Below are 23,999 nucleotides of genomic sequence, written 5' to 3' on the forward strand. Positions count from 1 at the left end.
ATGGCGACCACGGGCCTCCAGCACGTCGCCGCCATGTACGCGGGCGTGGTCGCGCCCCCGCTCATCGTGGGCGCCGCGATCGGACTCAACCCGAAGGATCTCACCTTCCTCACCGGCGCCTGCCTGTTCACGGCAGGCCTCGCGACCTTCCTCCAGACGCTCGGCTTCTGGAAGATAGGCGCCCGGCTCCCCTTCGTGAACGGCGTCACCTTCGCCGGCGTCGCCCCGATGCTCGCCGTCGTCGCCTCCACGAAGGACAAGTCCGACGCGCTGCCCCTCATCTTCGGGGCGGTGATCGTCGCGGGCGTCCTCGGATTCATCGCGGCACCCTTCTTCTCGAAGATGGTCCGCTTCTTCCCGCCGGTCGTCACCGGCACCGTCATCACCCTCATCGGTGTCTCCCTCATGCCCGTCGCCTTCGGCTGGGCCCAGGGGCCGAACCCCGCGGCATCCGACTTCGGCTCGCTGAAGAACCTGTCGCTCGCCGGCATCACCCTGCTCATCGTGCTGCTGCTGCGCCGCTTCACCACCGGCTTCGTCAAGCAGATCGCGGTCCTGCTGGGCCTGGTCGTCGGCACCCTCATCGCGATCCCGTTCGGCGTGACGGACTTCGGCCCGGTCGGCGACGCCGCGATCGTCGGCTTCCCGACCCCGTTCCACTTCGGCGCTCCGCAGTTCGCCGGCGCGGCCATCGTCTCGCTCTGCGTCGTCATGGTCGTCTCGATGACCGAGTCCACCGCCGACATGCTCGCCCTCGGTGAGATCGTCGGCCGGCCCGCCGACGAGAAGACCATCGCCGCCGGCCTGCGCGCCGACACCCTCGGCTCCGCGCTCAGCCCGCTGTTCAACGGCTTCATGTGCAGCGCCTTCGCGCAGAACATCGGCCTGGTCGCCATGACCAAGATCCGCAGCCGTTTCGTCGTCGCGACCGGCGGTGGCTTCCTCGTCCTGATGGGCCTGTGCCCGATGGCCGCCTCGCTCATCGCCGTGGTCCCGCGCCCGGTGCTCGGCGGCGCCGGTGTGGTTCTCTTCGGCTCGGTCGCGGCCAGCGGCATCCAGACCCTGGTCAAGGCCGGCATGGAGAAGGACAACAACGTCCTGATCGTGGCCGTCTCGCTCGCCGTCGGCCTCATCCCGATCGCGAAGCCGGAGTTCTACCACGCGTTCCCGGAGAACGCGAAGATCATCCTGGACTCGGGCATCTCGACCGGCTGTGTCGCCGCGGTGGTCCTCAACATCCTCTTCAACCACCTCGGACGCGGCCGCGACGCCGACGACGTCACCTCGCCCATGGAGTCCGGCGGCGCCATCGCCGAACAGCGCACGGGACACTCGGCGGCCGGCGTGCACTGACGACGCGACACGCAAGCAGAAGCAGAACACGGAGGGCGTCGGTGCCGAAGACAAGGCACCGACCCCCGCCGGTTCTCCGCCGCCGGAAAAGAGTCCGGCGAAAAACCCGACTGACAGATCATCGCGCGTGTGGTTACGATGCCCGCGATGCTGAACACCTCCTCGCCACGATTGGGGGAACCGTCCACGCAAGGTGAGTGCTGATGGCACATCACCTCCCGGACGGGATCTCACCCCACCTGCTGATGTGGCAGCGCGTACGCCGTTACGCCGTGCCACCGTCCATGATCGAGACCGCCACCGCACGCCGCGGTGCGGGCGACTGGGCCGGCGCCTGCGCCGCCGCCCGCGTCGACCCCGACCTCGATCTGCGCGCCGTGCGCCGTCGCCACGGCACCGAACAGACCGCCCGCCTCCGCGCGGACCTGCGCCGCCTCGCGCCGGACCTGCTGCGCTGGCACCTGCCCCGCATGGCCCCCGACGGGCGGCTGCGCCCCGGCCTCACTGTCCCGCTCGTCCGCTACGGCGAACCCGGCGACCCGCCCCTGCACCTCGTCGCACGGACCATGCCGGTCCGCGCCGACGCGGGCCAGCGGATCTCCCTGGCGCTGTGGGAGGGCTCGGGCGGCGCCCCGCTCGGCGACCACCCGCATCCGCACCCCGACCGCCGCTTCCGGCTCGACCTGCACCGCCACCTCTGGGACGCGGAACGCAGCGGGGAACTGGCGGTACGGGCCCCGGCCGACCTCGCCACCGAGGCGGAACTGCTGCTGCGCAGCGCCACCGGCCGCCCGCGCGGGGCGTTCACCGTACGGCTCGACGCCCGCCGGCGCGCCGTGCTCGAACTCGTCGCCCCCGACGACAGCCACGCCCCCACGGTCCGCCCGCTGCGCGACGCCGTGCCGGCCCGCCAGGCCGCCGCGCTGCCCGCGCTCCCAGAAGCGGCCGTCCACGAGGCCCCCGACCTGGCCCTCCTGCGATCCGGACTCGTCTCCCTCGGCGACCTCCACCCGTTGGTCGCGGCAGCACTGCACCCGTACGCGGGACCGGAACCAGGGTCTTTCGACGCCGGCACCGAACCGGCCGACCCGCACCGCGTCGAGTGCCGCGGCGAGATCCACCGGATCGCACTGCGCGACGGCGTCCTGACCGCGGTCGACCACGACGCCGAGCAACTGCGCCGCGAGGACCTCCTGGTGGCGCTCGGCGGCCCGCCGCTGCCCTGCCTGCGCGCCATCGACGCGGTCCACCGCACGCCCGAGGCCCTGCCGGCCGTACGCGAACGGCTCGGACACGGCGACGTACGCGGAGCGCTCGATGTCGTCGAAGGCCTGCTCGGCGCTGGAGCGATGCTCCGCGCCGGTCCGCTCCGCGACGCCTTGGAACAGGCCGCGGCGGGCCGGGTCGACCACGGCCTCTTCCGCTCCGGCCTCCCCGAGGAGCACCCGGGTGCGGAGGCGGGGCCCCGGGCGCGTCTGCGTCTGGCCCGCAGCCTTCCGCCCGAACTCCTCCTCAAGCGGGGGCGTCGGAACGGGTGGCGGCGGCCGCGGAGCCGTTGACGGGTTCGTCGCCGGGTGCCGCTCCGGTGGGGGCTGGTCGCGCAGTTCCCCGCGCCCCTGAAATGCCTGCCCTTCGGGCGCATTTCCCCGATGCCCCAGCCCCCACGTACCCGCACCCGACAACGTCCCCTGCTTTTCTCCCAGCCTCCGGACGGGCGTGTGTCCCGTCCCCCAACACACCAGGTGATGCCCATGACGCTCAGCTCCCTTCTGCCCACGCCCACGCCCCCTCCTACTCCCGCGCACCCGGAGGGTCCCGCCTCCCGACTCGCCGTCGCCGGGGACCTGTTGACGCTGCTGCGGCGGACCACGACCGAACCCCGCCCCGACGAGCAGCTGGAGGCGCTCACCCTCGCCGTGGCCGCCGACCTCCCCGTGCTGCTCTGGGGCGAACCCGGCATCGGGAAGACCGCCGCGCTGAACCAGCTCGCCGACTCGCTCGGACTGCCGCTCACGACCGTGATCGCCAGCGTGCACGAGCCGTCCGACTTCTCGGGCCTCCCGATCGTCGGCGAGGACCCCGCCACGCAGGGCGTCCCGATGGCCCCGCCGCAGTGGGCGGTGGACCTCGTACGGGCCGGCCGCGGTCTGCTCTTCCTCGACGAGCTGTCCACCGCGACCCCGGCCGTACAGGCGGCCCTGCTCCGGGTCGTCCTGGAGCGCCGCGTCGGATCGCTCCAACTGCCGCCCGGCGTACGGATCGTGGCCGCCGCCAACCCGCGGGCCTCCGCCGCCGACGGCTGGGAGCTCAGCCCGCCGCTCGCCAACCGGTTCGTGCACCTGTACTGGGTGCACGACCGCGACGTGGTCGTGCGGGGGCTGGGCGGCGTCTGGCCCCGGCCCACCCTGCCGAGCCTCGACCCGGACCGGCTCGCCGACGCCGTCGCGCTCGCCCGGCGCGCGGTCTGCGGCTTCCTGGAGGCCCGCCCCACCCTGATCCACCGGCTGCCCACCTCCGAGACCCGGCGCGGCGGTGCCTGGCCCTCGCCGCGCAGTTGGGAGGCGGCGCTGACCCTGCTGGCCTTCGCCACGGCGGCCGGCGTCTCGCGCGACGTGCTGGCGCTGCTGGTGCGGGGCGCGGTCGGCGACGGCCCCGGGCTCGAACTCCTCGCCCACCTCGACCGGATGGACCTGCCGAACCCGGAGGACCTCCTCGCCCAGCCGCCCCGCGCGGAGCTCCCCGAGCGCGGAGACCTGCGCCAGGCCGCGCTCGAAGCGGTGGTCGCCGCCGTGGGCGCCCGCCCGGAACGGGCCCGCTGGGACGCGGCCTGGACCGTCCTCGTACGGGCCCTGGAGACCGGAGCCCCCGACCTCCTGGTCGCCCCCGCGACGGCCCTGGCCGGCCTGCGCCGCGACTCCTGGGAGGTCCCGGCCGCGATGGAACGCCTGGCCGACGTCATCGGCATCGCCAGGACGGCCGACCGCTCGGTGGACCGCGTCCGCTCCGCGGCGAACGGCGCACGCCGATGACGACCACGAATCCGGCCCCGCGCCCCCTGCCCCGCCCCATGGCCCCACCCCCGCCGCCGCGCCCGGTGAAGGCCCCGCTCACCCAGCCGCCCGCCCGGACCCCCGACACGTCCGGGCCGCCGCTCGACATGGAGAAGCTGCTCGCCGCGCGGCTGCACGCCGTGAAGGTCCGGCCCTACCTCGCGGCGGCCCTGTTCGCGCTGCAGATCGTGGAGGACCGGGCGGTGCCGACCATGGGTGTCGACGCGCACTGGCGCTGCTACGTCTCGCCCGCCTTCGTGGCCCGGACGAGCGTCGAGGACCTGGCCGGGGTCTGGGTGCACGAGGTGTCCCACCTGCTGCGCGACCATCACGAACGCGGCGCCCGCTACGCCCGGGAACACGAGGAGCACGGCGCCTTCCAGCGGCTGCGCCGCAACATCGCCGCCGACTTCGAGATCAACGACGACATCTACGGCGACGGCCTCCCGACGCCCGCCGGAGTCGTCCTGCCCTCGCGGCTGAGGCTCAGCGACGGCCTGCTGATGGAGGAGTACCTGCGGACCGCCTCCATGAAGGGCCTCGCCGGCGACCTGGCCTGGCTGGACTGCGGCAGCGGCGCCGACGGCGAACCGCGCCCGTGGGAGCTGGGCCCCGACGGCGCCCACGGCCTCACCCGCCAGCAGCGGGACGCCGTACGGTTCCGGGTGACCGAGGCGATCAAGGGCGCCCCCGGCGAGGCCCCCGCGGGCTGGCGGCGCTGGGCCGACGAGGCGTTCCAACCTCCCCAGCCCTGGCGGCAGTTGCTCGGCGCCGCGATCCGCTCGGCGGCGGGCGCCCCCGGCGTCGGCGAGAACCACAGCTACCGGCGCCCCTCGCGCCGCTCCGCCTCGCTGCCCGGCGTCATCCTGCCGAGCCTGCGCCGCACGCCGCCCCGGGTCTGCGTGGTCATCGACACGTCCGGCTCGGTGAGCGACGCCGAACTCGGCAGCGCCCTGCTGGAGGTGGCCGCGATCGCCCGCGCGGTGGGCGGCCGGCGCGACCTCGTCTCGGTCGTCTCGTGCGACGCGGCGGCCGGGGTCGCGGTGCCGCTCTGCCGCGCGGAGAGCCTGGAACTGGTGGGCGGGGGCGGCACCGACCTGCGCTCGGGCTTCGCGACGGCCCTGCGCCGCAGCCCGGGCCCCGACGTGATCGTCGCCCTGACCGACGGCCAGACCCCCTGGCCCTCCGAACGCCCACCCTGCCGCACAGTGGTGGGCCTCTTCCCCCGCCCCGCCCGCAGGGTGAACGAGAACAACGAGGACTACGAGCCCGCGGGCCCCCCAGACTGGGCCCGAGTGGTCACGATCGGCTGAGAGGGCGCAAGCGCCCCGTAAGGGGCGCGGGGAACTGCGCGACCAGCCACGACGCGACCGGCAGACGCGCACGCGCCGGTCCAGGCAGACGAGTCCGCGCAGCCCGACTCCCCGCACCCCAGCGGGGCCTAGACCAACTCACCCAATGTGATACGCATCCCCGTACACCTTCCAGTCGAGCGGCGTCTCAAGCCCCAGGTTCCCCTTCCGGAGGAAAACCCGCTGAGCCGTGTCGACCCGGCTGGTGTCACTGTGCGCCTCCTCCTGCCGCATCGCCCACACCCGCGCGTCCAGGAACGCGTCGAGCCACGCCACCTCGTCCCCGCCCCGCGCCGGCGGCTGCGCCGCGCGGAGCGCCCGCGCGCGGATCCCGCCGAAGCTCGTGGGGTCCGACCCGTCGCCGTGCATCACGATGGCGTCGTAGTACGCGAACTGCCCGAGCGTGCCGACCCCGTCGGCCTTTCCGCGGGACACGGCCGGATCGAAGTAGACCCGGTCCCGTTCGTCGTCCTGCGCCTTGCGGAACGCGCTGTCGCGGGCCGCCTCGGCCCAGGCGTCGGGGAAGCCCGGGTCGAGGCCCTCGTGCGAGTCGCTGCCGTCGACCTCGCGCAGGGCGGGCAGATAGTCGGCGAGAGGGTTGTCCGGTGCGCGCCGGGTGTAGAGCTCGACGAGGTCGAGCATGTCGCCGGTGCCGGAGCAGAACCCGATGATGCCCGCCGTGTAGCCGCGGCCGTCGCCGATGTCCTCGATGTACCGGTACTGGGCCTTCCAGTCGAGCGAGGAGTTCTCCGCGCTCGACACGAGCTGCATGGCGATCTCCTTCTTCGCCGGGTCGTCGAGCCCGACCGCGCGCGCCGGCAACCCGGCGGCCCCGGCGAGCTGGGTGGTGAGGAGCGGAGCCGCCACGACGGTGGCGCCGATCAGGGTGAGCAGCGTGCGACGGGAGGTGCGTATGTGGGGGGTGGGCACGGTTCCTCCTGGGGGAGTTGAACGTTCCGCCGACTGTTAGGAAGGTTTCCTACCAGAGATCTGGCGTGACGTACACCCGTCAAGCACCCGTCAGACGTCTGCGGAGCGGGGCCGGTTCAGCCCTGCCGCAGCCGGTCCCGCACCTGAACCGCCAGGTCGTACGTGCTGCCGCTCGGCCGCGTCGCGAGCGCCCCCGGATCGCGGATCCACGCCGAGTCGAACGCGTACCAGTCCTGCTTCCCCGGCGCGCGCCCCGCGCCGAGCGCGGCCCGCAGCTCGGTGAAGTACGCCGCCCAGCGCTTGCGGTAGAGCCCGCCGACCAGGCCCGCCCACTCCCGGTTCGCGTAGTCGTGCAGGCCCGCCGCGGCGCCCGACCGCGTCCCCCACACCGTCACGATCGACAGCGCGTCCTGCGCGAGCCGGTTCCGCTCGGCCGGGTCGGCGCCCCAGGCCCGCGCCTCGGCGACCCAACGGCCCAGCAGATGACGGGAGTCGGTGGCGAGCAGCCGGTCGAGCAGGCTCATGAGGGAGAGCCAGTCCGCGCACAGCCGGTCGAACTTGGCCGCGTCCTTCGCCTCGTACGCCGCCCTGATCCGCGGCAGCAGCGTCCGGCTCCGGTTCGACAGGGCCTGCCGCGCCACGTCGAGCAGGTCGGTGCGGTACGCCGACGAGCCGCGCAGTCCCGAGCGCACCGCCAGCAGATGGTCGAGGGCCTTCTCGAACTCGCCCGCGTCGTAGCGCAGCCGCTTCGGCGACCACGTCGCCGCCGACACGGCCTTGAGCGAGGGTCGCGCCCCGAACAGCCCGTCCGCGCCCTCCGCCCACTCGTCCGCGCGCGTCGTCCCGTAGGCGGTGCGCCGCAGCACGTCCCACGCGGCGACGGCCCGCGCGTCCCGCTCCCCGTACCGGGCCACGGCGTACGCCTCGAACCAGCTCTTGAGGTCCAACGCGCCGTTGCTCCAGGCGAGTTCGGAGAACATCTCGAACGCGGCCGGATTGTTGTCGGCCGCCTCCGGCAGCAGCGCCGTACCGCGCAGCGCGCTGCCCGGGCGGTCCCGCCAGGCCGGGAACAGCTCCGCCCAGTCCCGGGTGTTGGCCCCGAGCACGGTGTGCCCGCCGAAGTTCCAGATCGAGCCGAACGCGTACGGTGTGCCGCCCCAGTCCGTGTCCCGGTCGGTGACGCTCGTGAACCGGTCGGAGAGCCCGTCGACGACCAGCATGTGCCGCTTGTCGATGGCGTCCACGATCGCCCGCGGCGGATTGTGCCGCCAGCCGAGGATCACCCAGACCGCGTCGCCGCGCGCGTCGCGCAGACCCCGCTCGACGCCGCGTGCCGCGTCCCCGACCGGTACGTCGCCCGCGCTGCCGCCCTCGTGCAGCAGATCCATCTTGAACAGCCGGGCGGGACCGAACAGCTCCTCCTGGTCCCGGTAGAACGCGGCGGCCACCGCGGCGAACTGTCGGCCGCGCGGATCCAGCCAGTCGGGGCGCCGGTACCCGTACCAGTCGCCCTGCGGCACTACGTGCGCGCCCGGGTTGCGGTCCGCGAAGCCCGGCGGCACCGTCCCGAAGTAGCCGGGGAACACCGGCTCCATGCCCAACTCCCGTACGCGGTCCGCGATCCGGCGACCGAGCCGGGCCCGCGCCGCGAGCAGCTGCGCCGAGACGGGCCCGCCCGCCGGGCCCGCCATGTTCTGCAGCAGCCACCACGGCTGGTGCGCGGGGGAGGGGATCCAGGCCCGCAGCTCGGCGTCCGTGTACCCGAAGCGGCGGAACACACGGTGGTACAGCGCGTCCGCGCCGGCCTGCACGAACACCTCGTTGAACCCGTGCAGCGCGAGCACGTCCAGCTCGCGTTCCCAGTACGCCCAGTCGTGGTACGCCCCGGTGTAGCCGTCGTTCGTGTCGTTGAGGACGAACCGGTGCGGCACACCCGCGCGCCCGGTCAGCGCCCGCGCGGGCAGCGGCAGCCGGTCCGGCAGGTCCAGTTGCTCGCCCGCCCAGGAGATGTTGGCGTGCGCGACGTCCTTCAAGTACCGGCGCAGACCGGCCAGCTGGACGGCGGGCGAGGATCCCGTCACCCGGATCCGGCCACCCGAGGCCGCCACCCGGTAGGTGTCGTGCGTGCCGCCCGGTGGGCCGAAGTCCAGCTGGTCCGCGACGGGCCCGAGGAGCCGGCGCGCGGCGCGTGCGGCGGCGCCGCTGGTCGCGGCGGAGGAGGGTAGGGCGTCGGCCCGGTCGGCCCCGGCGGTGCAGGACACCGCGGCCGATCCGGCGAGCGCGGTCAGGAGCGTACGGCGAGCCAGCGGCATGGCTCCTGCATACCCGGCGCGACCCCCGGCGGAGGTGACGCCATGCCGAAGCCCCGGCAGGAGACAGGTGAACGACCCCCGCCGCGACGCACGCGCGACCCCGTCGACCGCGGCCGGATCGCGTGCCGATTCATCGGATGTAGTGGCGTCGGAGTGGCTGATTCTCGTGCGACTCCCGGGTATCCGTCGAGTGCCGGACGCATTGACATCCGATGTCTGCGCCTCTACGTTCCGATGCGTTTGGTTCGCCTCAGGTCCCACGCGCCACGCATGCACCGACGTACCCACACCCCGGGAGCCGCACCATGCGCATCCAGCGAAGCATCGCGGGACTCGCCGTCCTGCTCGCCGCGACCCTGGCGGCCACGGCCGCCGTGCCGGTCGCCGCGGCCCCGTCCGAGCCGCCGGCGGCCGCCGCCGCCACCGCCGCAGGACCCGGCACGGACTACGCCCACGACGACCCCTTCACCGCCGAACGCACCGACTGGTGGCGCCAGGACCGCTTCGGCATGTTCATCCACTTCGGCGCCTACTCGAACTGGGAGGGCGAGTATCCGCGGGCCGACGGCACCGTCTGCCGCGACGCCGAGTGGATCCAGCGTTCGTGCAAGATCTCCAAGGACGCGTACGAGAAGAAGGCGGCGACGTTCGACCCCGCCGACTTCGACGCGAAGGCCGTCGTGAAGACCGCCAAGGACGCGGGGATGAAGTACATCGTCATCACGTCCAAGCACCACGAGGGCTACGCGATGTGGCCCACGAAGGTCAACTCCTGGAACCTGCGCGACCATTCGTCCTTCGACAAGAACCGCGACATCCTCGCCGAACTGAAGAAGGCCGCCGACGACGCGGGCATCAAGCTCGGCTTCTACTACTCGATCTGGGACTGGCACGACCCCGACTTCCCGGACCCGGCGACCTTCCCGAAGTACGAGAAGCGCATGTACGCCCAGCTCAAGGAGCTCGTCGACTCCTACGACCCCGCCCTGCTGTGGTTCGACGGCGAATGGGACACCGAGGACCCGCACAACCCCTGGACCGCGCGCGACGGCGAACGCCTGGAGTCCTACCTCCACGACCTCGACCCGGACCTCGTCGTCAACAACCGCGTCGGCAAGCGCCGCGTCGTCGACGGCGACTACGGCACCCCCGAGCAGACCATCCCCGACGCCCCGGTCGACGGCCAGCTCTGGGAGTCCTGCATGACCCTCAACGGGCACTGGGGCTACGCCCGTTACGACCAGAACTGGAAGTCCCCCGGCGGCCTCGTCCGCAACCTGCTCGCCACGTCCTCGCGCAGCGGCAACTATCTGCTCAACGTCGGCCCCGACAGCCGCGGCCGCATCCCGCAGCAATCTGTGGACCGCCTGAAGCAGATGGGTGACTGGCTCCGGGCGGACGGCCAGGGCGATGCCGTGTACGGGGCCCGGTACGCGGGCCTCGTCGACGAGCCGGCCTGGGGCTCGGTCAGCCGCAAGGGCGACGTGCTGTACGCCGCCGTCACCGACTGGCCCGCCGCCGGACAGCCGCTGCACCTCAAGGCCCGCACCGACTTCAAGATCGCGCACGCGCGGGTGCTCGGCAGCGACCAGGAGGTCACCGTCACCCGCTCCGGTGACGGCTACGACCTCGCCCCGTCCGGAGGGCCCACCAACGACATCGCCACCGTCGTCCGGCTGACCGTCGACACAGGCCCCGAGACGCCCACGAGCACGGGCCACGGGCTCAAGCAGGAGATCTTCGACAACGCCACGCTCAGCGGCGACCCGAAGATCACCCGCGTCGACCCGACCGTCAACCACGCCTGGAAGTACGCCGGTTCACCCGACCCGAGCATCCCGGCGGACACCTTCTCCGTCCGCTGGAGCGGCCACCTGACCGCCCCGCGCACGGAGAACTACACCCTCACCACCGTCTCCGACGACACCGCCCGCGTCTGGATCGACGGCAAACTGGTCGTCGACGCCTCGGATCCGCACGGCCCGCGCGTCGACAAGGGGACGGTGCGCCTCACGGCCGGCACCCGGCACGCGATCCGGATCGACTACACGGAGAACACCGGCGAGGCCCACATGAAGCTCCTCTGGTCCGGCCCGGACCAGGAACAGCAGATCGTCCCGGCCCGCCGCCTGACGGCCGACTGAGCCCCGGGCCGACCGGCGGGCCCGGGTGTCCGGTCTACAGGCCGAACACGCCCGGGTCCGCCGACAGCTCCTTGAAGATCTGCCGCGGGTCCGGCACCAGCTTGCGCGCCTTCAGGTCCAGGATCCCGCCCACGGCGGACACCTCCGCCGACACCGTGCCGTCCGCCTTGCGCACCGTCTGACGCATGCGGAACGTCTTTCCCTCGCCCCATTCGAAGACACAGTCCACGTCCACCTCGTCGCCGGCCCGCAGCTCGCGCAGGTAGCGGATGGTCGTCTCCAGCGCCACCGGGCCCACGCCCCGGGCCAGCAGGTCGCCCTGCTCGATGCCGCCGTGCCGCAGCGCCGACCAGCGCGCGTGCTCCGCGTACTGGAGGTAGACCGCCTGGTTCAGATGCCCCTGGGAGTCGGTCTCGTAGCCCCGGACCTGGATGTGGACGGAGTACGGCTCGCTGTTGTGCGGATCGGTCACGATGTTCCTCTCGCTGCGCCCTGCGCTGCCTGCCTCTATGCCTGAGCGCTTGCTCAGGCCTCTTGACGAGGCCAACAGCCGGGAGCGGCCCCGCATTCCTCGTCCCTGGCCCGGACCAGGGGGCAGCTACGTGCGTCTGGGCGAGGCGAGCAGCCAGCGCTCGCCCCGCTTCCCGGCGTGCTCGCTGACCTGCCAGCCGGCCTCGGTCAGCGTCGCCGCGCAGGCGGCGAGGCCCGCCGCGTCCGGATGGTGCACCGACACCGCCTCGGGCTGCGGCGTCGACGTCACCCGGTACCCCGGCGCCGCCCCGCTCGCGGGCTCCCGGCCCGCCGCCTCCAGGGCGAGGGCCGCCGCGTGTTCGAGCCGGCCGCGCTCCCAGGCGCACGGCCGGTCGAGCGCGCCGTCCGGATTCGTCATCCGGCGTATCTCGAGCAGCCCCTGCCAGGCCGTGCGCACCTCGCGGGCTCGCGCGGGCGAAGCCACGGCGTCCGGCTCGCCGCCCAGCCGCGCCCGGAACCGCCCGTCCTGCGTTGTCTCCGGCTCGGGCGGCGGCGGCAGCTCCGGGCCCGCCTCCCGCAGCCGGTGCCCCTCCGGGGTCAGGAAGTGGGCGTGCGGCGGCCGGGGATGCCGGAACGCCAGCTTCAGCACGACGAGCCGCGCCAGCTGGGCCTCGCTCCCGGTGATCCGGCCCGTCTCCGGGTCGGCCGCGTCGATGATCCGCCGTTGCGCGGCGGTCGGCGGTCTGGTCATGGCACACCTCCTGACCACGATGGTGCACGGGACCACTGACAACGCCGACAACGCCGACAACGCTGCGTCGGGCGCCAGGTCAGGGACGCAGGTTCCAGCCCGCGATCACCGGCCGGCCGTGCTCCGTACTGATCCGGCTCACCGTGCCCGTCGCCAGCAGGAAGTGCGCGCCCTCGGACGCCGGCAGGCCGAGACGCCGCGCGGTCAGGGCCCGCAGGAAATGGCCGTGGGCGACGAGCACGACACTGCCCTCGTTGTTGGCGAGCGCCGCGTCCACCTTCGACAGCATCCGGTCCGCGCGCGCCCCCACCTGCTCCGGCGTCTCGCCCGGGTGTTCCGGCGGACCCGGCGCCACCCCGTCGTCGAACAGGAACCAGTCGGGCCGGGTGCGATGGATCTCCAGCGTCGTCACGCCCTCGTAGCCGCCGTAGTCCCACTCGCACAGGTCCGGGTCCACCACGGCCTGGTCCAGGCCCGCGAGCTTCGCCGTGTCCCGGGCGCGCCGCATCGGGCTCGTGAACACCGCCCCCACGTGATAGCTGCCGACGAGCGGCGCGACCCGGCGCGCCTGCTCCCTGCCGTTCTCCGTGAGCGGGATGTCCGTCCAGCTGGTGTGCCGTCCGTTCAGCGCCCATTCGGTCTCGCCGTGCCGGACGAGAAGCAGATCACCCAAGGTTCACGCCTGTTCATGAGGTCTCGTGCAGGTCCGGGGCCATTCTCCCCGAGGCCCGCCCACGGCGCGGACCGGGGAGCGCCGACCGTGATTGTCAGACCCGGCCCGTAAGGTCGTACGGGTCGTGGAGACCGGGCCGCACGGGACGCGGACCGGACAGGACACCAACAGTGAGCAGTCAGCAGGAGGAGGTGACGTGGCGTGACGCTGCCGGAGCCGCAGGGTGTGGGCGCGGAGGTCGCCGCCGTCTTCCTGCCCGCGCCGCTGCCGCGCGAGGGCCGTGTCGCCCTGTGGTGCCCGGAGGGCGCCGGGCCGCCCGGCGCCGACGAGGAGATCACGGTGGTCCGGCCGCACGGCACCGGCGTGCGCTCCCGCAAGGTCCCCGCGCGCGTCCTGCCCGTGGCCGACGCGCTGCCGCTGCTCCTGCGGGCCCGCCGCACCCGCGCCGCCCACCCCGCCACCGCCGCCTGGGGCGCCGCCGCCGCCCACGCCCTGCACCTGGTCGCCCGCGGCCGGCTGCTGCCCGGACTCACCGCCTCCGACCACGACGCCTGGCGCGCGGGCCCGCTCGACGAGGACGACGTCGCGCAGATCCGGGGCATCGCCGCCGCCCTGCCGCCCGAGGGGTACGCGATCCCGCTCCCGGGCCGCCGCCCGCTGCGGCTGCCCGAGCCGCAGGCGCTCGTGCGCGCGTTCCTCGACGCCGTCGCCGACACGCTGCCCCGCACCCCGGCCGCGGCGCACGCGGCCGGCGCGCCGTTCGCCGCGGCCGCCGCCCAGTACCTCCCGCACGCGCGCCCCTGGGCCGTCGAGGCAGCCGCCGGCCTTGACGCCGGGGTGAAGGTCTCGCTCCGGCTCGACCTCGCGCAGCACGCCCTCTTCGACGCGGCCGAGGAGGACGCCTCGCCCGAGGAGACGGGGGAGCGGCGCGCCGGGGCCGCCGTCGTCCAGGTGCACAGCCTCGCCGACCCCACGCGCGTCGTCGACGCCGCCGCCCTGTGGGCCGGGGACGCCGACGAGCACTTCGGGCCGCGCGCCCGGATCGACGCGGTGCTCGCCGTGCGCCGCGCCGTCGCCGCCTGGCCGCCGCTCGGCCGCCTCATGGAGCAGGACGTGCCCGACGTCCTCGCCCTGAGCGAGAGCGAGCTGATCGACCTGCTCGGGCCGGGCGCCGCACGCCTCGCGAAGGCCGGCGTCGCCGTCCACTGGCCCCGCGAGCTGGCCCGCTCCCTCACCGCCACGGCCGTCGTCCGGGCCCAGGCCGCGCCCGGCTCCGCGACCGACGGCACGCCGTTCTTCGACAGCGACGAACTGCTCGCGTTCAACTGGCAGCTGGCGCTCGACGGCGACCCGCTCACCGAGCGCGAGATGGACCGGCTCGCCGAGTCCCACCGCGCGGTGGTGCGGCTGCGCGACCAGTGGGTCGTCGTCGACCCCGACCTCGTGCGCAAGGCCCGCAAGCGCGAACTGGGACTGCTCCAGCCCGTCGACGCGCTGGCCGTCGCGCTCACCGGCGAAGCAGAGGTCGACGGGGAGCGCGTCCCCGCCGTGCCGACCGGGCGCCTCGCCGAGCTGCGCGACCGCCTCACCCGCGGCCTCGACACCGTCGAGCCGCCCCCGGGCCTCGCCGCCACCCTGCGCGACTACCAGCTGCGCGGCCTCGCCTGGCTCGACCTCATGACCTCACTCGGCCTCGGCGGCTGTCTCGCCGACGACATGGGCCTCGGCAAGACCGTCACCCTCATCGCCCTCCACCTGCGCCGCGCCCGCCCGCACCCCACCCTCGTCGTCTGCCCCGCCTCCCTCCTCGGCAACTGGCAGCGCGAGATCGAGAAGTTCGCCCCCGGCGTCCCCGTGACCCGCTTCCACAGCAGCGCCCGCACGCTCGACTCCAGCGGCTTCGTCCTCACCACGTACGGCACCGTCCGCACCCGCGCCGCCGAACTCGCCGCGCACACCTGGGGCATGGTCGTCGCCGACGAGGCCCAGCACGTCAAGAACCCGCACTCGGCGACGGCGAAGGCGCTGCGCACCATCGACGCCCCCGCGCGCGTGGCCCTCACCGGCACCCCGGTGGAGAACAACCTGTCGGAGCTGTGGGCCCTGCTCGACTGGACGACCCCCGGACTGCTCGGCCCGCTCAAGGCGTTCCGCGCCCGGCACGCGCGCGTGGTCGAGGGCGAGGTCCCGCTCCAGGGGCACGGCGGCACGGACCCGGAGGCGATCGAGCGGCTGGCCCGGCTCGTCCGCCCGTTCATCCTGCGCCGCAAGAAGTCCGACCCCGGCATCGTCCCCGAGCTGCCGCCCAAGACCGAGTCCGACCACCCGGCCCCGCTCACCCGTGAACAGGCCTCGCTGTACGAGGCCGTGGTCCGCGAGTCCATGGCGCAGATCGAGGCCGCCGAGGGCATCGGCCGCCGCGGCCTCGTCATGAAGCTGCTGACCTCCCTCAAGCAGATCTGCAACCACCCGGCGCAGTACCTGAAAGAGGCCGAGGAGAGCCGCCCCCGGCTCGCCGGCCGCTCCGGCAAGCTCGCCCTGCTCGACGAACTCCTCGACACGATCGTCGCCGAGGACGGCTCGGGAGGCTCCGTCCTCGTCTTCACCCAGTACGTGTCCATGGCCAAGCTGCTCGCCACCCACCTGGCCACCCGCGCGATCCCCTGCCAGCTGCTGCACGGCGGCACCCCGGTCGCGGAGCGCGAGCGCATGGTCGACCGGTTCCAGGCCGGCGAAGTCCCCGTCTTCCTGCTGTCGTTGAAGGCCGCGGGCACGGGGCTCAACCTGACGCGCGCCGGCCACGTCGTGCACTTCGACCGCTGGTGGAACCCGGCCGTGGAGGAGCAGGCCACCGACCGCGCCTACCGCATCGGACAGACCCAGCCCGTCCAGGTCCACCGGCTCATCACCGAGGGCACCGTGGAGGACCGCATCGCCGAACTCCTCGCGAGCAAGCGGGCCCTTGCCGACGCCGTGCTCGGCTCCGGCGAGGCCGCCCTCACCGAGCTGTCCGACCGCGAGCTGACCGACCTGGTCTCCCTGCGCCGGCAGGCGTCATGAGCGCGAAGGGAAGTGACCCGACATGAGCCCCGCCCGCGCCCGGCGTCCCGCCGCGCACATCCCCGGCCGCGCCCGGTCCGGTGAGCAGGCCCAGGCCCGGCACACCGACACCCGCCGCACCTTCCCGCCGCTGCCGCCCCGCGCCCAGGCGAGCGCCGCGTTCGCGCTGACCTGGTGGGGCAACGCGTGGGTGGACGCCCTGGAGGACACCGCCCTCGACCCGGCCCGCCTCGCCCGCGGCCGTGCCTACGCGGACCGGGGCCACGTCGACGCGATCACCGTCACGCCCGGCCGCGTCGTCGCGTACGTGCACGGCTCGCGCCCCCGCCCCTACCGGGCCGAACTGCGGCTGCGCACCCTGCCGGACGAGGCCTGGGAGCGCTTCCTGGACACCGCGGTCTCCCGCCCCGACCACATGGCGTCCCTGCTCGACAAGGACGTGCCGCACGCGCTCGCCGCGTCCGCCGACCTCCTCCCGGCCGTCGACGACCTCACCCCCGAGTGCACCTGTCCGGACCGCGCGCACCCGTGCAAGCACGCGGCGGCGCTCTGCTACCAGACGGCGCGGCTCATCGACGAGGACCCGTTCGTCCTCTTCCTGCTGCGCGGACGCGGCGAGCAGGAGCTGCTCGCCGACCTGACCCGGCGGCACGCCACGCACACGGCGCGCGAGCAGCAGGAGGCCGGCGCCGAGGCCGCTGGTCCCGAGCTCGACTCGCTCCCCGCCCGTGACGTGTTCGCGCGGGACACGGCCCGACTGCCCGCCCTGCCACCGGAGTTCCCGCCGCCCGCCCACCCCGAGCGCCCGCCGTCCTACCCGCAGGCGCCCGGCGCCCCCGACCCGCTCGCCCTCGACCTCCTCGCCACGGAGGCGACGGCCCGCGCCCACGCCCTGCTCACGACGGGCCTCGACCCGCTCGCCGGATTCACGCCCTGGCAGGACGCGGTCCGGCTCGCCGCCGCGCATCCCGGCTCCGGCCTCACCGCGGCGACCCGCGCCCTGTACGCCTCCCTGGCCCGCGGCACCGGCCGCACCCCTGCCGACCTCGCCCGCGCGGTCGCCGCCTGGCGGCAGGGCGGATTCGCGGGCCTCGGCGTCCTGGAGGAGGAGTGGGACCCGCCGGCCGGCCCCTTCGACCGCGCCCGCCCCGCGCTCCTCGCCACGGGCCACCCCGAGTTCCGCCCGCGCCGCAACCACCTCTCGACCCCGTCCCTCCAGCTCCGCCTGGGCCGCGACGGCCGCTGGTACGGCTACGAGTCCGACCCCGGCCGCGAGGACTGGTGGCCCCGCGGCGAACCCTCCCCGGACCCGGTGTCGGCACTCGACTCGCTGCTCGGCCTCACCTGACGGGGCTTCACTCGTGCACGGTCGGCGCCGCGCGCGTGACGAAGGTGTCCAGGGCCGCCTTCGCCTCGCGTGAGCGGCGGTCACGGTCGGACTCGTCGGTCGCGTCGTGCATGCAGTTCGTCAACTCGAAGGCTCGGGCGGCGAGTTCGCGCAGGGCCGGGTCCGCGCAGACCAGTTGTACGCGGGTGAGTGCGGCCCGGGCCGCGATGCGTGCCTCGTAGGAGGCGTAGCGCGAGGCGTCGGCGATGCTCGCCGGTGCGTCCTCGTGGGCCCGGTACCAGCGGTCGTTCTGCGCCCGCCGATAGTCGTGCAGTTCCCCGGCGAACGCGCTGTAGCTGGAGATCCGCTCCTGCCGCATCTGCTCGGCCCGCGCCAGTTCGGCGCTGCGCACGGTGGCCCGCCCCTGGAAGAAGTGCGTGACCACGGACCCCAACAGCGTTCCCAGCACGGCAATCAGCGCCGCATCCATCGCCTCGCACCCCTCGACTCACCGATCGACCACCGGACACCGGTCGGCACGAACTCAACCCGATGGGGCCACCGCTGTCGAGTGCGGACGGGACCTAGGGACGCCGCAGGACGAGGGACACGTTCTGCCCGCCGAAACCGAAGGAGTTGCTCAGCACGGCCTCCTGGGGGACGTCCCGGCGCTCCGCGACGACATCGAGGTCGATGCCGGGATCGACGCCGGACGGGGTGAGGTTGCGGGTCGGCGGGATCATGCCGTCCCGCACACTGAGGGCGGCGACGAGCGCCTCGACCGCGCCCGCCGCGCCGAAGAGATGACCGAGCGCCGCCTTGGGCGCGGTCACCGTGGCGCGGCCGAGGACCTCCCGGATCGCGCGCGCCTCGGCGGCGTCACCGACCGGAGTCCCGGTGGCGTGCGCGTTGACGTGGCCGATCCGCTCCGGGGGCAGACCGGCCTCTGCGAGGGCCTTGCGCATCGCCGAGATCTGACCGGCGCCGTCGGTGGCGGGCGCCGTGATGTGGTGGGCGTCGGCGGCGATGCCGGCTCCCGCGAGCACCGCGTGGACGCGGGCGCCCCGGGCCCCGGCGTGCTCGGCGCTCTCGAGCACCAGGACGGCGGCGCCCTCACCGAGGACGAACCCGCTGCGGTCCGCGGCGAACGGCCGGGACGCCGAGGCGGGTTCGCCGGTGTGCCGGGACAGCGCCTGCGCCTGGGTGAAGCCGGCGACGGTGATCGGGGTGAGCGCGGCCTCGGTGCCGCCAGCGATGACGATGTCCGCCTCGCCGGCCCGGATGAGCCGGGCGCCCAGGGCGATGGCCTCGGCCCCGGACGAACAGGCCGAGACGGGGGTGTGGGCGCCGGCCCGGGCGCCGTACTCGATGCTGATCAGGGCCGCCGCCGCGTTCGGCATCAGCATGGGCACCGTGCGCGGCGAGACGCGCCGGGTCCCGGCGGCCTCCAGGGTGTCGTCCTCCTTCAGCAGCGTCCGCACGCCGCCGATGCCCGTGCCGATCGACGACGCGAGCCGGTCCGGGTCCACGCCCGGCGCGCCCGCGTCCGCCCAGGCCTCGGCCGCCGCGGTGAGGGCCGCCTGCTGCGAACGGTCGAGCCGCCTGGCCCGGGCCGGAGGCAGCCCCGCGGCGGGATCGGCCGCCATCGTGCCGGCCGCGATGTCCGGCAGGTCGATGTCCTCGTGGCCCGGCAGAGCGCCGCCGCGGATGCCGGACTCTCCGGCGAGCAGGGCCTCCCAGGTGGACGCCACGTCGGCGCCGAGCGGTGTGATCGCGCCGAGTCCGGTCACGACGACTTCGGTCCGGTGCATGCGCTTCGCCTTTTCTTGTATGCGATACAAATGAACGAAGCCATGTTGTATCACATACAATTCCGGGGTGGAGAAGGCGGAGAAGAAGAGGACCGAGGCGCGACAGGCCGCCGCCCGGCCCCGTGATCGCGGGCGCGCGACCAAGCGCAGACTGATCGAGGTGACGGCGCGGCTCTGCGAGGAGCGGCCCGGCGCCGAGGTGAGCGTCGCGGAGATCGCCGCGGCGGCAGGAGTCTTCCCGAACCAGGTCACGTACCACTTCGGGTCCAAGGACGCGCTGCTCGTGCACGCCGCGTTCCTCGGACTGCTGCACGACGCCCGGCGCATCGAGCGCATCGGCCGCCAGGCCCCCGACGCGGCGGCGTTCCGGCGCAACATCGCGCGCGCCGTCCTGGCCATGCCCTCGCTGCCGTCGGTCGCCCGGGCCCTGGCCGCCGCGATCTCCAAGCCCGAACTCGCGCCTGTGGTCGACCAGCACCTCCAACTGCTGTTCCGGCAGTCGGAGCGCTACGTGTCCCGGCTCGTCGAGACGCGCGGCTGGGGGGCCGGCCGGCCGTTCGACGTGGAGGCCAGGACCTTCTGGAGCACCGCGCTCGGCGCCGTGCTGCTCGTCCGCGCCGGCGCCCACGGCACCAACGCCGACCTCGACCTCGCCGGAGCCCTGACCGTCCACGACGGGTCGGGCGCCGCTTAGGGCGTGTGTCGAAAGTCCCGCGTGGTCGGGGAGGGTCAGCCCCGGCCGGTGCGGGGCGGGCGGCCGTCGCGGCTCAGGGAGACGACCGCGTCCGTGTCCGGGGGAAGGGCGGCAGTGGCCGTGTTGACGCGGGGGAGGGCGTAGGGGTGCTGATCGGCGAGCCAGCGGACCAGGTGCTCGCGGACCGTGACCCGGACCGTCCAGATGTCGTCCGCGTCCTTCGCGGTGACCACCGCGCGCACCTGGAGGGTGCTCGGTGTCGTGTCGGTGACGGCCAGGCCCCAGTTGCGGCCGTCCCAGGCCGGGCACTCGCGCAGGATGTCGTGGAGCTTCTCGCGCATCGCGTCGATCGGGGCGCTGTGGTCCAGATGGAAGAAGACCGTGCCGGTCATCTGGGCGCCGCCCCGCGACCAGTTCTCGAACGGCTTCGACGTGAAGTACGAGACCGGCATCGTGATCCGCCGCTCGTCCCAGGTGCGTACGGCGAGGTAGGTCAGGGTGACCTCCTCGATGGTGCCCCATTCACCGTCGACCACGACGGTGTCGCCTATCCGCACCATGTCGCCGAACGCGATCTGGAACCCGGCGAACAGGTTGCCCAGCGTCGACTGCGCGGCGACACCGGCGACGACGCTGATGATGCCCGCGGACGCGAGCAACGAGGCCCCGGCCGCGCGGAACGACGGGAACGTCAGGAGCATCGCGGCGACCGCCACCACCCCGACGACCGCGGTCACGATCCGCTGGATGAGCGTGATCTGGGTGCGGACGCGCCGGACCCGCGCCGCGTCCCGGTGCTGGTCGGCGTAGCGCGTGTAGGACGACTCGACGATCGCCGTCGCGATCCGCACGACGAGCCACGCGGTGGCGCCGATCAGCACGAGGCTCAGCACCTGGCCGATCAGCGCCGTGTGGTCGCGGGCGACCCGCGCCTGGTCGTACGAGCCGCGCAGCAGCGCCGAGCACAGCACCAGCTGGTACGGGAGCCGGCAGCGGCGCAGCAGATCCCACAGCGGGGTCTCCGGGTGGCGTCGGTCGGCGCGTTGCAGCAGACGGTCGACGGCCCACCCGACGAGGAGTGTGAGCACGACGGAACCGCCGAGGACGATCAGCGGGCGCAGTACGTTCTCCATCCCCCGACCGTAACCCGCCCCCGGAACGGCTCGTTCAGCCCCCCTCCGGTTCCGGCCGCCCCGTAGGCTGCCCCGATGGATCGACTGACGGGCACGACGGAGAACGACTACGACGGGTTCGCCGAGGTGTACGCCGAGGTCAACGAGCACAGCCTCGCGAACGCCCACTACGAGCGGCCGGCGGTGCTCGGCCTCGCCGGTGACGTGACCGGCCGCCGGATCCTCGACGCCGGCTGCGGCGCGGGCCCGCTGTCCGCCACGCTGGCGGAACGCGGCGCGCGGGTCACCGGCATCGACGCGAGCGCCGCGATGATCGCGCTCGCCCGCCGCCGCCTCGGGGACCGCGCCGACCTGCACGTGGGCGACCTGCGCGACCCGCTGCCGTTCGGCGACGGCGCGTTCGACGACGTGATCGCGTCCCTGGTGCTGCACTACCTGGAGGACTGGGGGCCCACCCTCGCCGAACTGCGTCGCGTGCTGAGGCCCGGCGGCCGGCTGATCGCGTCCGTGGACCACCCCTTCGTCGCGTACACGCACCCGGGCACGCGGCCCGACTACTTCGCGACCAGCAGCTACGACTTCACCTGGGAGTTCGGCGGGCGGAGCCTGCCGATGCGACTGTGGCGCAGGCCGATCCACGCGATGACCGAGGCCTTCGCCGCCGCCGGCTTCCGCGTCACCGCGCTCAGCGAGCCGCGGCCCGACCCGGCCGTCCGCGCGCTCTTCCCCGACGACTTCGAGAAGCTCGCGACGCAGCCGTGCTTCCTGTTCTTCGTCGTGGAGGCGGCGGCCGGAGCCGCCGGGCGGTGACCTACTGCCGGTAGCCGCTCAGGAAGCGGCCGATGCGGCTGATCGCGGCGTCGAGGTCGTCGGCGTGCGGGAGGGTGAGGATGCGGAAGTGGTCGGGGCGCGGCCAGTTGAAGCCCGTGCCCTGCACCACCTGGATCTTCTCGCGCAGCAGCAGGTCGAGGACGAACTTCTCGTCGTCCACGATCGGATGCACGGCCGGGTCGATGCGCGGGAACGCGTACAGCGCGCCCTTCGGCTTGACGCAGCTGACGCCGGGGATCTCGTTGAGCTTCTCCCACGCCTTGTCGCGCTGCTCGTGCAACCGGCCGCCCGGCGCGGTCAGTTCACGGATCGACTGGCGACCGCCGAGCGCGGCCTGGATCGCGTACTGGGCCGGCGCGTTCGGGCACAACCGCATGGAGGCCAGCATGGTCAGGCCCTCCAGGTAGCTCTTCGCGTGCTGCCGCGGACCTGTGACGACCAGCCAGCCCGACCGGAAGCCCGCCACCCGGTACGTCTTGGAGAGCCCGGAGAAGGTGAGCACGACCAGGTCGGGGGCGAGGGCGGCGGCGCTGTGGTGCACCGCGTCGTCGTAGAGGATCTGGTCGTAGATCTCGTCGGCGAACACCATCAGGCCGTGCCGGCGGGCGAGATCGAGGATGCCCTCGACGATCTCCTTCGGATAGACCGCGCCGGTCGGGTTGTTGGGGTTGATGATGACGACGGCCCTGGTGCGGTCCGTGATCTTCGCGGCCATGTCGTCGAGGTCCGGGTACCACTCGGACTGCTCGTCGCACAGGTAGTGCACGGCCTTGCCGCCGGACAGCGTCGTGACCGCCGTCCACAGCGGGAAGTCCGGGGCGGGGATCAGGACTTCGTCACCGTCCTCCAGGAGCGCCTGTACGGCCATGGAGACCAGCTCGGAGACGCCGTTGCCGAGGAACACGTCGTCGACGCCCACCTCCAGGCCGAGTGCCTGGTACCGCTGGGCCACGGCGCGGCGGGCGGAGAGGATGCCGCGCGAGTCGGTGTACCCGTGCGCCTGCGGGAGCATCCGGATCATGTCCTGGACGATCTCCTCGGGCGCCTCGAATCCGAAGAGGGCGGGATTCCCGGTGTTGAGGCGCAGCACGCTGTGGCCGGCCTCCTCGAGCGCGTTGGCGTGCTCGATCACCGGGCCGCGGATCTCGTAGCAGACCTCGCTCAGCTTGCTCGACTGCCGGAACTCCATGTGCGTGCCTCCTTGCTGGGGTACTTGGTTTTACCAAGCTGGAGCTTGGAAAGTCCAACAAGTTGCATAGACTGCCGGTCATGAGCCGCCGAAGCTACGACCAGTACTGCGCCGCCGCCCGCGCTCTCGACGTCGTCGGGGACCGCTGGACGCTGTTGATCGTGCGGGAACTCCTCGCCGGGCCGCGCCGCTACACGGACCTGCACGCCGATCTGCCCGGCGTCAGCACGGACATGCTGGCCGCGCGGCTCAAGGACCTGGAGCGGGACGGGGTCGCCGTGCGCCGCCGCCTCGCGCCGCCCGCCTCCTCCTACGTGTATGAACTCACCCCGCGCGGACGCGAGTTGCTGCCCGTGCTCCAGGCGCTGGGGGAGTGGGGCGGGCCCCTGCTGGCCGAGCGGCGCGCCACGGACGCGGTCCGTGCCCACTGGCTGGCCTTTCCCGTGCTGCGTGGGCTCGCCGGGCTGGGAGAGAGCGGGGTCGTCGCCGTCCGGGTCGACGAGGGCGAGTTCTTCGTACGGGTCGGTCTGGACGGGGACCCGTACGGGGAGGGCGTGTTCGGGGGCGGGGAGGCCGATGTGCGGCTGGAACTGGAGGCGGAGGTGGCCGGGGCGATCGCTCGCGGGGAGCGGGATGTGGTCGTGGCCGCGCGGGAGGGGGCGGTGAACGTCACCGGCGCAGGGGCCTTGGCGAAGGCCCTCCTAGCCTCGCAGGGGTAGGCCGGCCCCAGACCCATGGCGCGCCTGACAGCGGTAGTCCGGGAAAATCAAGCCCCTCCGGCGATTGAGGAGCGGGGTCCGGGGCGGAGCCCCGGGGGGTGCCGCCGTTGGGGGTTGCGATGTCGTCGCCGGGCGCGGGCCGGTGGGGCTTCTCGCGCAGTTCCCCGCGCCCCTGAAGGCGCACTTCGTGCACCCCAGG

At 73.8% G+C, this 23,999-nt stretch carries 19 protein-coding genes; 10 read left to right on the forward strand and 9 right to left on the reverse strand.

The features are described 5' to 3' along the window. From ACZ4E1_RS09370 to ACZ4E1_RS09385, 4 genes are all read left to right on the forward strand, one after another. Window positions 1–1,353, forward strand: coding sequence for a nucleobase:cation symporter-2 family protein (locus ACZ4E1_RS09370; protein WP_467537618.1), 1,353 nt, complete (start codon window positions 1–3; stop codon window positions 1,351–1,353). Between the two features lie 203 nt (window positions 1,354–1,556). After that, the gene (locus ACZ4E1_RS09375) at window positions 1,557–2,912 is read left to right on the forward strand and encodes a hypothetical protein (RefSeq protein WP_467537368.1); all 1,356 of its coding nucleotides are present in this window, start codon (window positions 1,557–1,559) and stop codon (window positions 2,910–2,912) included. A 192-nt stretch (window positions 2,913–3,104) separates the two neighbouring features. After that, window positions 3,105–4,382 (forward strand): AAA family ATPase, encoded by a 1,278-nt coding sequence (locus ACZ4E1_RS09380; protein WP_467537369.1) that lies wholly within the window; start codon window positions 3,105–3,107, stop codon window positions 4,380–4,382. Between the two features lie 128 nt (window positions 4,383–4,510). Beyond that, entirely contained in the window at window positions 4,511–5,716 is a 1,206-nt protein-coding gene (locus ACZ4E1_RS09385) for a vWA domain-containing protein (protein WP_467537619.1), read from the forward strand. A gap of 138 nt (window positions 5,717–5,854) precedes the next feature. Here ACZ4E1_RS09385 and ACZ4E1_RS09390 read toward each other — a convergent pair whose 3' ends face one another. Both ACZ4E1_RS09390 and ACZ4E1_RS09395 read right to left on the reverse strand, forming a co-directional pair. Further along, window positions 5,855–6,685 (reverse strand): chitosanase, encoded by an 831-nt coding sequence (locus ACZ4E1_RS09390; RefSeq protein ID WP_467537371.1) that lies wholly within the window; start codon window positions 6,683–6,685, stop codon window positions 5,855–5,857. A gap of 116 nt (window positions 6,686–6,801) precedes the next feature. Then, on the reverse strand, window positions 6,802–8,997 hold the full coding sequence (locus ACZ4E1_RS09395; RefSeq protein WP_467537373.1) for an alpha-N-acetylglucosaminidase: 2,196 nt from the start codon (window positions 8,995–8,997) through the stop codon (window positions 6,802–6,804). A 305-nt stretch (window positions 8,998–9,302) separates the two neighbouring features. Between ACZ4E1_RS09395 and ACZ4E1_RS09400 the strand changes: the two genes are divergently transcribed. After that, a complete protein-coding gene (locus ACZ4E1_RS09400; RefSeq protein ID WP_467537375.1) occupies window positions 9,303–11,141 on the forward strand; it encodes an alpha-L-fucosidase in 1,839 nt (612 codons plus the stop codon). A gap of 34 nt (window positions 11,142–11,175) precedes the next feature. Here ACZ4E1_RS09400 and ACZ4E1_RS09405 read toward each other — a convergent pair whose 3' ends face one another. From ACZ4E1_RS09405 to ACZ4E1_RS09415, 3 genes are all read right to left on the reverse strand, one after another. Then, a complete protein-coding gene (locus tag ACZ4E1_RS09405) occupies window positions 11,176–11,613 on the reverse strand; it encodes an acyl-CoA thioesterase (RefSeq protein ID WP_467537376.1) in 438 nt (145 codons plus the stop codon). A gap of 126 nt (window positions 11,614–11,739) precedes the next feature. Beyond that, a complete protein-coding gene (locus ACZ4E1_RS09410; protein WP_467537378.1) occupies window positions 11,740–12,363 on the reverse strand; it encodes a hypothetical protein in 624 nt (207 codons plus the stop codon). 79 nt (window positions 12,364–12,442) lie between these two features. Further along, window positions 12,443–13,036, reverse strand: coding sequence for a histidine phosphatase family protein (locus tag ACZ4E1_RS09415; protein ID WP_467537379.1), 594 nt, complete (start codon window positions 13,034–13,036; stop codon window positions 12,443–12,445). Between the two features lie 201 nt (window positions 13,037–13,237). On the opposite strand from ACZ4E1_RS09415, the gene ACZ4E1_RS09420 reads away from it, so the two are divergent. Next, complete coding sequence (locus ACZ4E1_RS09420; RefSeq protein ID WP_467537381.1) at window positions 13,238–16,096, forward strand: DEAD/DEAH box helicase; 2,859 nt, start codon at window positions 13,238–13,240, stop codon at window positions 16,094–16,096. Between the two features lie 22 nt (window positions 16,097–16,118). Further along, window positions 16,119–17,444: an SWIM zinc finger family protein gene (locus ACZ4E1_RS09425; protein WP_467537383.1), complete on the forward strand. Its 1,326-nt coding sequence runs from the start codon at window positions 16,119–16,121 to the stop codon at window positions 17,442–17,444. Between the two features lie 7 nt (window positions 17,445–17,451). Here the strand turns inward: ACZ4E1_RS09425 and ACZ4E1_RS09430 are convergent, their stop codons facing one another. Continuing rightward, complete coding sequence (locus ACZ4E1_RS09430; protein WP_467537385.1) at window positions 17,452–17,913, reverse strand: hypothetical protein; 462 nt, start codon at window positions 17,911–17,913, stop codon at window positions 17,452–17,454. Between the two features lie 94 nt (window positions 17,914–18,007). Then, entirely contained in the window at window positions 18,008–19,234 is a 1,227-nt protein-coding gene (locus tag ACZ4E1_RS09435) for a beta-ketoacyl-[acyl-carrier-protein] synthase family protein (protein ID WP_467537387.1), read from the reverse strand. Between the two features lie 67 nt (window positions 19,235–19,301). Between ACZ4E1_RS09435 and ACZ4E1_RS09440 the strand changes: the two genes are divergently transcribed. After that, window positions 19,302–19,928, forward strand: coding sequence for a TetR/AcrR family transcriptional regulator C-terminal domain-containing protein (locus ACZ4E1_RS09440; RefSeq protein ID WP_467537389.1), 627 nt, complete (start codon window positions 19,302–19,304; stop codon window positions 19,926–19,928). A 35-nt stretch (window positions 19,929–19,963) separates the two neighbouring features. Here ACZ4E1_RS09440 and ACZ4E1_RS09445 read toward each other — a convergent pair whose 3' ends face one another. Further along, window positions 19,964–21,061, reverse strand: a complete 1,098-nt coding sequence (locus ACZ4E1_RS09445; RefSeq protein ID WP_467537391.1) for a mechanosensitive ion channel family protein — start codon at window positions 21,059–21,061, stop codon at window positions 19,964–19,966. Between the two features lie 75 nt (window positions 21,062–21,136). Here ACZ4E1_RS09445 and ACZ4E1_RS09450 point away from each other — a divergent pair, with 75 nt between their 5' ends. Continuing rightward, window positions 21,137–21,871 (forward strand): class I SAM-dependent methyltransferase, encoded by a 735-nt coding sequence (locus ACZ4E1_RS09450; protein WP_467537393.1) that lies wholly within the window; start codon window positions 21,137–21,139, stop codon window positions 21,869–21,871. A gap of 1 nt (window position 21,872) precedes the next feature. On the opposite strand, the gene ACZ4E1_RS09455 is transcribed toward ACZ4E1_RS09450, so the two are convergent. Further along, window positions 21,873–23,081 (reverse strand): pyridoxal phosphate-dependent aminotransferase, encoded by a 1,209-nt coding sequence (locus ACZ4E1_RS09455; protein WP_467537395.1) that lies wholly within the window; start codon window positions 23,079–23,081, stop codon window positions 21,873–21,875. An 80-nt stretch (window positions 23,082–23,161) separates the two neighbouring features. On the opposite strand from ACZ4E1_RS09455, the gene ACZ4E1_RS09460 reads away from it, so the two are divergent. Continuing rightward, window positions 23,162–23,800, forward strand: coding sequence for a winged helix-turn-helix transcriptional regulator (locus tag ACZ4E1_RS09460; RefSeq protein ID WP_467537397.1), 639 nt, complete (start codon window positions 23,162–23,164; stop codon window positions 23,798–23,800). Window positions 23,801–23,999 lie beyond the last annotated feature (199 nt).

Source organism: Streptomyces sp. NPDC025806 (genome assembly GCF_055558275.1).

Bases quoted from the DNA above. Each gene is read 5' to 3' on its own strand.
- ACZ4E1_RS09410 (WP_467537378.1), bottom strand. From the start codon at position 12,363: ATGACCAGACCGCCGACCGCCGCGCAACGGCGGATCATCGACGCGGCC.
- ACZ4E1_RS09380 (WP_467537369.1), top strand. From the start codon at position 3,105: ATGACGCTCAGCTCCCTTCTGCCCACGCCCACGCCCCCTCCTACTCCC.
- ACZ4E1_RS09450 (WP_467537393.1), top strand. From the start codon at position 21,137: ATGGATCGACTGACGGGCACGACGGAGAACGACTACGACGGGTTCGCC.
- ACZ4E1_RS09395 (WP_467537373.1), bottom strand. From the start codon at position 8,997: ATGCCGCTGGCTCGCCGTACGCTCCTGACCGCGCTCGCCGGATCGGCC.
- ACZ4E1_RS09445 (WP_467537391.1), bottom strand. From the start codon at position 21,061: ATGGAGAACGTACTGCGCCCGCTGATCGTCCTCGGCGGTTCCGTCGTG.
- ACZ4E1_RS09425 (WP_467537383.1), top strand. From the start codon at position 16,119: ATGAGCCCCGCCCGCGCCCGGCGTCCCGCCGCGCACATCCCCGGCCGC.
- ACZ4E1_RS09385 (WP_467537619.1), top strand. From the start codon at position 4,511: ATGGAGAAGCTGCTCGCCGCGCGGCTGCACGCCGTGAAGGTCCGGCCC.
- ACZ4E1_RS09435 (WP_467537387.1), bottom strand. From the start codon at position 19,234: ATGCACCGGACCGAAGTCGTCGTGACCGGACTCGGCGCGATCACACCG.
- ACZ4E1_RS09370 (WP_467537618.1), top strand. From the start codon at position 1: ATGGCGACCACGGGCCTCCAGCACGTCGCCGCCATGTACGCGGGCGTG.
- ACZ4E1_RS09460 (WP_467537397.1), top strand. From the start codon at position 23,162: ATGAGCCGCCGAAGCTACGACCAGTACTGCGCCGCCGCCCGCGCTCTC.
- ACZ4E1_RS09375 (WP_467537368.1), top strand. From the start codon at position 1,557: ATGGCACATCACCTCCCGGACGGGATCTCACCCCACCTGCTGATGTGG.
- ACZ4E1_RS09455 (WP_467537395.1), bottom strand. From the start codon at position 23,081: ATGGAGTTCCGGCAGTCGAGCAAGCTGAGCGAGGTCTGCTACGAGATC.
- ACZ4E1_RS09430 (WP_467537385.1), bottom strand. From the start codon at position 17,913: ATGGATGCGGCGCTGATTGCCGTGCTGGGAACGCTGTTGGGGTCCGTG.
- ACZ4E1_RS09400 (WP_467537375.1), top strand. From the start codon at position 9,303: ATGCGCATCCAGCGAAGCATCGCGGGACTCGCCGTCCTGCTCGCCGCG.